6 protein-coding genes and 1 pseudogene are annotated in these 7,448 nt (G+C 58.7%); 4 read left to right on the top strand and 3 right to left on the bottom strand.

Going from position 1 to position 7,448, the window contains the following annotated elements:
* Positions 1–103 (bottom strand): annotated as a pseudogene (locus ACIF4X_RS15265) (transcriptional regulator); the annotation flags it as partial.
* 178 nt (positions 104–281) lie between these two features.
* Here ACIF4X_RS15265 and ACIF4X_RS15260 point away from each other — a divergent pair.
* From ACIF4X_RS15260 to ACIF4X_RS15245, 4 genes are all read left to right on the top strand, one after another.
* Positions 282–770 carry a DUF3015 domain-containing protein gene (locus ACIF4X_RS15260; RefSeq protein ID WP_007909797.1) on the top strand — a complete coding sequence of 163 codons (489 nt, stop codon included), beginning with the start codon at positions 282–284 and terminating at the stop codon, positions 768–770.
* A gap of 95 nt (positions 771–865) precedes the next feature.
* Positions 866–2,719: a DUF4105 domain-containing protein gene (locus ACIF4X_RS15255; protein WP_397482770.1), complete on the top strand. Its 1,854-nt coding sequence runs from the start codon at positions 866–868 to the stop codon at positions 2,717–2,719.
* 155 nt (positions 2,720–2,874) lie between these two features.
* On the top strand, positions 2,875–3,231 hold the full coding sequence (locus tag ACIF4X_RS15250; protein WP_003228385.1) for a hypothetical protein: 357 nt from the start codon (positions 2,875–2,877) through the stop codon (positions 3,229–3,231).
* A gap of 71 nt (positions 3,232–3,302) precedes the next feature.
* Entirely contained in the window at positions 3,303–3,797 is a 495-nt protein-coding gene (locus ACIF4X_RS15245) for a GreA/GreB family elongation factor (protein ID WP_397482769.1), read from the top strand.
* Here the strand turns inward: ACIF4X_RS15245 and gdhA are convergent.
* Positions 3,794–5,131 (bottom strand): NADP-specific glutamate dehydrogenase, encoded by a 1,338-nt coding sequence (gene gdhA / locus ACIF4X_RS15240; RefSeq protein ID WP_397482768.1) that lies wholly within the window; start codon positions 5,129–5,131, stop codon positions 3,794–3,796. The two genes, ACIF4X_RS15245 and gdhA, sit on opposite strands and share 4 nt — an antisense overlap.
* A gap of 371 nt (positions 5,132–5,502) precedes the next feature.
* Positions 5,503–7,167, bottom strand: a complete 1,665-nt coding sequence (ettA, locus tag ACIF4X_RS15235) for an energy-dependent translational throttle protein EttA (protein WP_064118743.1) — start codon at positions 7,165–7,167, stop codon at positions 5,503–5,505.
* Positions 7,168–7,448: the final 281 nt, after the last annotated feature.

Below are 7,448 nucleotides of genomic sequence, written 5' to 3'. Positions count from 1 at the left end.
GCCGCGCCTGTCGTTCGGCGGCGTAGGCTGCTTGTGGCTGGCTGATCAAATCTTGCCGACGCAACGGTTCACCGCAGTGCTCGCACTGCGGCCCGCCCCCGGAAACCGGGGTTTATTCCAAATATTTTGCAAAAAACCACGGAACCCCTGGAACATGCCTAAACTCCAAACTGCGCGGCTGGAACTAATACCGGCCCACTGGCTTCGTTTGGATCTGTTTAGTACAGAGCTTGGGGGGCCAGAACCCTGTCCATTGGTATGCACACAAAGAGAAAAAAGCTATGAAACGGATTCTTCTCGGTACTCTCTTCACCGCTGTATCCATCAACGCAATGGCGCAAGCTCCAGGCGGCCCGGATTGCGGCTGGGGCAACATGCTGTTCGAAGGTCAGCGTGGCACCCCGGCTCACTTCCTCGCTTCCACCACCAACGGCACGTCCGGTAACGCCACCTTCGGGATGACGTCCGGCACCAACGGCTGCTCGACCAACGCATCGCTGACCTACGGCGGCAAATCCTGGTTTGCCATGAATGGCATGATGAACGAGCTGTCCGAAGACATGGCCAAAGGCAACGGCGAAGCGCTGACGACTTATGCCGTGGTACTGGGCGTGGCGCCGGAAGACCGTGCGCATTTCGCTGCCGTGACTCACGAGCACTTCCAGCAGATCTTCAGCAAGGCTGACGTGACCGCTGAAGACGTGCATACCAACACCCTGGCGGTACTGAAATCAGATCCTCGTCTGGCCAAGTACGCAACTCAGGCTTAAGCTCGACCCCACCCGCTTCCTTCGGGAAGCGGGTTTTATTTTTTCGGCCCGCCCCTCCTTGGGTCTTTATTTCTTTCCTGTTCAAGTTGCCGACTATGCTCAAACGCCTTGCCTGGCTGGCGCTCTGTGTCTGCGCCCCGCTGTCCGCCGCGCCTCACATCGACCCTCAACGTTTGCAGCAATTGGCCAACGACCGCTTCTGGATTTCCCTCGGTCACTACGAGACCGCCAAACTCGGCGGCTGGCGCAGCTATGTCAGCGACAAGAAGTTCTTTCTTGCGCCCGACGGCAACGAACATCCCGATCATGAACTGGCCGCCACCGTGCAAGCGCTGTACGCCCCGGCCAGTCTTGGCGAGCAACATGCGCAATGTGTTTATCCGGCGCGTACTCGCTGGCTGAAAGCACAGCTCAATCTCAGCGATCTGCCGACACCTGCATGCGCCGAGTACAAAAAATGGTTCAAGGATGTTTCGCCGCACAGCGCGGTGATGATCTTCCCGGCGGCTTACTTGAACAGTCCGTCATCGATGTTCGGTCACACCCTGCTGCGCATCGATCAGGCCGATGTACAGGCCGACAAGACGTCGCTGTTGAGTTACGCGATCAACTTCGGCGCCTACATCGAAGGTTCGGACAACAGCATTCTCTACGCCTGGAAAGGTTTGATGGGCGGTTATCCCGGCCTGTTCGCGCTGGTGCCGTATCAGGAAAAACTTTCGGAATACCGCAGTCTGGAAAACCGCGACCTGTGGGAATACCGACTGAATCTGACCCAGGAAGAAACCGCGCGCATGGTCGAGCATGTGTGGGAGTTGAAGCAGATTCAGTTCGACTATTTCTTCTTCGATGAAAACTGCTCGTACCGCCTGCTGGAGCTGCTGCAAGTCGCACGGCCGAGTCTGCGCCTGACCGAACAGTTTCCGTTGACCGCGATTCCCACCGACACCGTCAAAGCGGTGAAGGAAGCCGGGTTGGTGGAAAGCATTGAATATCGTCCGTCCCGTGAGCGTGAATTGCTTAGCCGTGCCGAGCCGTTGAGCAATGACGAACAGCAATGGGTGCTGAACGTCAGCGCCGATCAGCAGCAGTTGCAGGATCCGGCCTTCAAAGCCCTGCCCCGCGACCGTCAGGCGTTGATCATCGACGCTGCATATCGTCTGGAACGCTACCGCGCCAACGGCCAGGAGCGCGATCCGCAACGGGCGCAGCGCAGTTTCGAATTGCTGCGGGCGATCAACAAGAACCCCGCGCCTGAGTTGGACATTCCGCAGCCAGGCTTGCCGGAAGACGGCCACGAATCACGCACCTGGCAGGCAGGCCTCGGCACACGCGGCGATCGTGCGTTCGGCGAATACGGCTTGCGCATGGCTTATCACGATCTCAACGACAACGCCGAAAGCTTCCCGCTCGGCGCGCAGATCGAAATCCTGCAGATGAAGTTGCGTCAGTACGAGGGCAATCACTGGCAGTTCCAGCAGCTGGATCTGGCGACGATTCGCTCGCTGACGCCGCGCAATGAGCTATTGCAGCCGCTGTCGTGGCAGGTCACTGGTGGCCTGGAGCGCGTACCGGGCAATCATGATGACGAAACGCTGGTCAGCCATGTGAATGGTGGCGGTGGCGGCACGTGGGCGTTGGGTGACGATGTGCTGGGTTTTGCCCTCGGCACGGTGCGGGTTGAACACAACAATGATTTCGCCGAGTTCGTCTCTCCGGCCGGCGGTTTCAATACTGGCGTGTTGTGGAAAAACCCGTTGGGCAATCTCAGCCTGGAAGCCAAGGGTGATTACTTCTTCAATGGTGAAGTGCGCCGTAGCTTGAGTTTGAATCAGCAGTGGGAATTGTCGCGCAATCTGGGTTTGCGCCTGAGTGCGCAGCGTGAGTTCAGCCATCTCGCCACACCTGAGACGGAAGTCATGCTCGAAGTGAAGTGGTATCACTATTAAAAGATCGCAGCCTTCGGCAGCTCCTACATTTGGAATGTGTTTCACCTGTAGGAGCTGCCGCAGGCTGCGATCTTTTGATCTTTCTTTCACACCCCACCAACGAATCCCCTTCTAGACTTTCCCCATAAGCCGGACAACCGGCGCGGGAGAGTGCGATGTGGCGGTGTGCGGGTTTGCTGGGTGTTGTGCTGTTGCTGGGCGGTTGCCAGACCACCCATGAAGATTTGATCGCCAAGGGTTATCCACCCGCCTTCGCCGACGGCTTTGACGATGGCTGTGTCAGTGGTCGGCAAGCCGCCGGTTCGATCAGCGGCGAATTTCGCAAGAACGTGCCGCGCTATCTCAAGGACAAGCAATACGCCGAAGGCTGGACCGACGGCTTCCGTCAGTGTCAGGCGATGCTGGAAAACAAGGATCGCGAAGAGTATCGCAACGAACACTGGGACGAACGCGAGCGCGCCTGGCAGCAACAGAAAGATCAGGACGCCGGGCGGGCTTATCGCTCGCAATAGGTCGCTTGCAGACATCCAGTGAAACCAAATGCCGGTGACCATGGCCCAAACGTTATTAATGGGAGGACAGCATGAGCCGCGCATTCGTCAACGAAGACAACGCCGCCGCGCAAGCCGATCAGCCGGTCGAACGGCAGGTCAGCACGCAGCCCAATTACGTCACGCCGCAAGGGCTGGCGCAGTTGCAGGCAAAAGTCGCCGAACTGCAAGCCTTGCACGCCGAACAATCGGCCAAAGGTGAGCAGGCCGACAAGCAACGCCAGGCGGACCTGGAACGGGATCTGCGTTATTTCAATCAACGCCTGAGCAGCGCACAAGTCGCAGTTGCCGCCACATCCACCGACAAGGTGCAGATCGGCAGCTGGGTCACCTACGCCGACGAACACGATACCGAACGCCGGGTGCAACTGGTCGGCGAAGATCAGGCCGATGCCAGCAAAGGCCTGATCAATTGGGGCTCACCGCTGGGCCGCGCCCTGCTCGGTGCCCGACTCAACGACGAGGTGCTGTGGCAACGCCCCGCCGGTGATCAAGTGATTGAAGTAATCCGTATCGAACCGGCTTAAACCACGCCCAGCGCCAGCATCGCGTCGGCGACCTTGACGAAGCCGGCGATGTTCGCGCCTTTGACGTAGTTGATCCGCCCGTTCTCTTCGCCGTAATGCACGCACGCGTGGTGGATCGACTGCATGATCGCGTGCAGCTTGCTGTCCACCTCACCCGCCGTCCACAGCAGACGCATGGCGTTTTGCGACATCTCCAGACCACTCACCGCCACGCCGCCGGCATTCGATGCTTTGCCCGGCGCGAAGAGAATGCCAGCCTCGATAAAGATATCCACAGCCTCCAGCGTGGTCGGCATGTTCGCACCTTCAGCCACGCACACGCAGCCATTGCGCAGCAATGTGCGCGCGGCTTCGGCGTCGAGTTCGTTCTGCGTGGCGCACGGCAGTGCGATGTCGCACGGCAACGACCACGGCAACTGACCCGCGCGGAATTCCAGACCGAAGGCTGCGGCCAGTTCGCTGATGCGTCCGCGTTTGACGTTTTTCAGTTCCAGCAGCGCCGACCACTGTTCTTCGCTCAGGCCAGCCTCGCAATACAGCGTGCCTTCGGAGTCGGACAGGGAAATCACCTTGCCGCCCAGGTCCATAACCTTGCGTGCTGCGTATTGCGCGACGTTGCCGGAACCGGAGATCGCTACGCGTTTGCCTTCAACGCTCTGCTCGCGGCGCTTGAGCATTTCCTCCGCGAAATACACGCAACCGAAACCAGTGGCTTCCGGACGAATCAGGCTGCCTCCGTAGGTCATGCCCTTGCCGGTCAGTACGCTGGTGAACTGGTTGCTCAGGCGTTTGTACTGGCCGAAGAGGAAGCCTATCTCACGCGCACCGACGCCGATATCACCGGCCGGCACGTCCACGTCAGCGCCAATGTGGCGATACAATTCACTCATGAACGCCTGGCAGAAACGCATGACTTCGGCGTCGCTCTTGCCCTTCGGATCGAAGTCCGAGCCGCCCTTGCCGCCGCCCATGGGCAGCGAGGTCAGGGAGTTTTTGAAGGTCTGTTCGAAGGCGAGGAATTTCAGCACGCCCAGGTTCACCGAAGGATGGAAACGCAAGCCACCCTTGTACGGTCCGATGGCGCTGTTCATCTGGATGCGGAAACCCCGATTGACCTGGACTTTGCCCTGATCGTCGACCCACGACACGCGGAACACCACGGCGCGCTCCGGCTCGCAGATGCGCTCCAGAATCCCCGAAGTCAGGTAGTGCGGATTGGCTTCGAGAAACGGCCACAGGCTGCGCAACACTTCTTCGACGGCCTGGTGGAATTCGGGTTGATCCGGGTCGCGTTTTTTCAGGCGGGCAAGGAAGGATTCGACGGATTCGATCATGGAAAAAGTCTCGGCAAATTTATTGTCGTTGGAGGAGATTGGGCCGGACTGTAACAAACGAATTGCGCACTGGAACAGAGCAAAATGTCGCACTTATGAAATTAAATGGTGCACAGGATATAAATCAGAGGGCTTTTTAGACTGATATTGCACCTGAATAGGGAGAACAAATTTGATTGATGCACCAACAGTTATACCGCCATCGCTGGCAAGCCAGCTCCCACAGTTTTAGCGGCGTTCACATATTTCGGGCACGACAAAAATCCTGTGGGAGCTGGCTTGCCAGCGATGAATCCACCTCGGTCTTACTGAAAATAGGGGCAAAAAAAAACGGAGCCCGAAGGCTCCGCTTTTTCATGCGACCAACCGAATCAGGCCAGTTTCTTGTGACGTACCCGGTGTGGCTGGGCAGCCGCTTCGCCGAGACGCTTTTTACGATCCGCTTCGTACTCGGTGTAGTTACCTTCGAAGAAGATCGCTTGCGAGTCGTCTTCGTACGCCAGGATGTGTGTCGCCACGCGGTCAAGGAACCACCGATCGTGAGAGATCACAATGGCGGCGCCCGGGAAGTCCAGCAGGGCTTCTTCAAGCGAACGCAGGGTTTCAACGTCGAGGTCGTTGGACGGTTCGTCGAGCAGCAGGACGTTACCGCCCTCCTTCAGAGTCAGCGCCAGGTGCAGACGACCGCGCTCACCACCGGAGAGGTCCTTGACGAACTTCTGCTGATCGCCGCCCTTGAAGTTGAAGCGACCGACGTAGGTGCGCGACGGGATCTCGTAGTTGCCGATGCGAATCTGGTCGGAACCGTCGGAGATCTGCTGGAACACAGTCTTGCTGCCATCGAGGTCGTCACGACTCTGGTCAACGCAGGCCAGTTGCACGGTTTCGCCGACTTCGATGCTGCCCGAATCCGGTGTTTCCTTGCCCATCAGCATGCGGAACAAGGTCGACTTACCGGCACCGTTACCGCCGATCACGCCGACGATGGCGCCTTTGGGCATCGAGAACGACAGGTTGTCGATCAGGACGCGATCGCCGTAGCCCTTGGTGACGTTCTTGAATTCGATGACCTTGTCGCCCAGGCGTGGACCGGCCGGGATGTAGATCTCGTTGGTTTCGCTGCGCTTCTGGAATTCCTGCGATTGCATTTCTTCGAAGCGTTGCAGACGTGCCTTGGATTTCGACTGGCGGGCTTTCGCGCCTTTGCGCACCCATTCCAGCTCTTCTTTCATGGCTTTTTCGTGAGCCGACTGCTGCTTGGATTCGGCCGCCAGACGATCGGACTTGGCTTCGAGCCAACCCGAGTAGTTGCCTTCGTACGGAATGCCTGCGCCGCGGTCGAGTTCCAGAATCCAGCCGGCGACGTTGTCGAGGAAGTACCGGTCGTGCGTAATCGCTACCACGGTGCCCGGGAAGTCGTGCAGGAAGTGCTCCAGCCACGCAACGGAATCGGCGTCCAGGTGGTTGGTCGGTTCGTCGAGCAGCAGCATGTCCGGTGCGGACAGCAGCAGGCGGCACAGGGCCACACGACGTTTTTCACCACCGGAGAGGAATTCGACCTTGGCGTCCCACGCCGGCAGACGCAGTGCATCGGCGGCCACTTCCAGTTGGCGATCAAGGTTGTGACCGTCACTGGCTTGCAGGATCGCTTCGAGCTTGGCCTGTTCGGCAGCCAGTTTGTCGAAGTCGGCGTCTTCTTCAGCGTAAGCTGCGTAGACCTCGTCCAGGCGCGCCTGGGCGTTCTTGATCACGCTGACTGCTTCCTCGACCACTTCACGCACGGTCTTGGTCGGATCAAGTTGTGGCTCTTGCGGCAGATAACCGATGTTCAGCTCCGGCATCGGACGGGCTTCGCCCTCGAATTCGGTGTCGACGCCGGCCATGATTTTCAGCAGCGTGGACTTACCCGAACCGTTGAGGCCGAGTACGCCGATCTTGGCGCCGGGGAAGAAGGACAGCGAAATGTTTTTGAGAATTTCCCGCTTCGGCGGAACAACTTTGCCCAGCCGATGCATGGTGAAGACGTATTGAGCCATGGAGAACCTTGGGTCAGTGACAGATGAATGATTGCAGCGCAGGCGAAGCCCGGCCAGACCATGCGCGTCGTTCACTTGATGGTTATCAATGCGTGCGCGCTGAAAAAGTCTGAGTCTAGGAGCTGGAACGCTCCCGCGTAACCGGCAAAGCTACCTTAATGATGAAAGGCAGTCCAGCCGCGCGGGGCTGGCACTTCGCCACGACTCAAGGCATGCTAGCCGCCCTTTGGGCGTCCGGCTTATAGTGCACGTCGCGCCAGTCCAGCCAAACCGCAGGATTA

It is taken from the genome of Pseudomonas sp. NPDC085632 (assembly GCF_044541255.1).
GTDB lineage: Bacteria > Pseudomonadota > Gammaproteobacteria > Pseudomonadales > Pseudomonadaceae > Aquipseudomonas.
The sequence above is the reverse complement of the archived record's forward strand: the minus strand, read 5'-3'. Positions and strand labels throughout refer to the sequence as shown.

Coding starts and splice junctions, on each gene's coding strand:
- ACIF4X_RS15255 (WP_397482770.1), top strand. CDS start 866: ATGCTCAAACGCCTTGCCTGGCTGGCGCTCTGTGTCTGCGCCCCGCTG.
- ACIF4X_RS15260 (WP_007909797.1), top strand. CDS start 282: ATGAAACGGATTCTTCTCGGTACTCTCTTCACCGCTGTATCCATCAAC.
- ACIF4X_RS15250 (WP_003228385.1), top strand. CDS start 2,875: ATGTGGCGGTGTGCGGGTTTGCTGGGTGTTGTGCTGTTGCTGGGCGGT.
- gdhA (WP_397482768.1), bottom strand. CDS start 5,131: ATGATCGAATCCGTCGAATCCTTCCTTGCCCGCCTGAAAAAACGCGAC.
- ettA (WP_064118743.1), bottom strand. CDS start 7,167: ATGGCTCAATACGTCTTCACCATGCATCGGCTGGGCAAAGTTGTTCCG.
- ACIF4X_RS15245 (WP_397482769.1), top strand. CDS start 3,303: ATGAGCCGCGCATTCGTCAACGAAGACAACGCCGCCGCGCAAGCCGAT.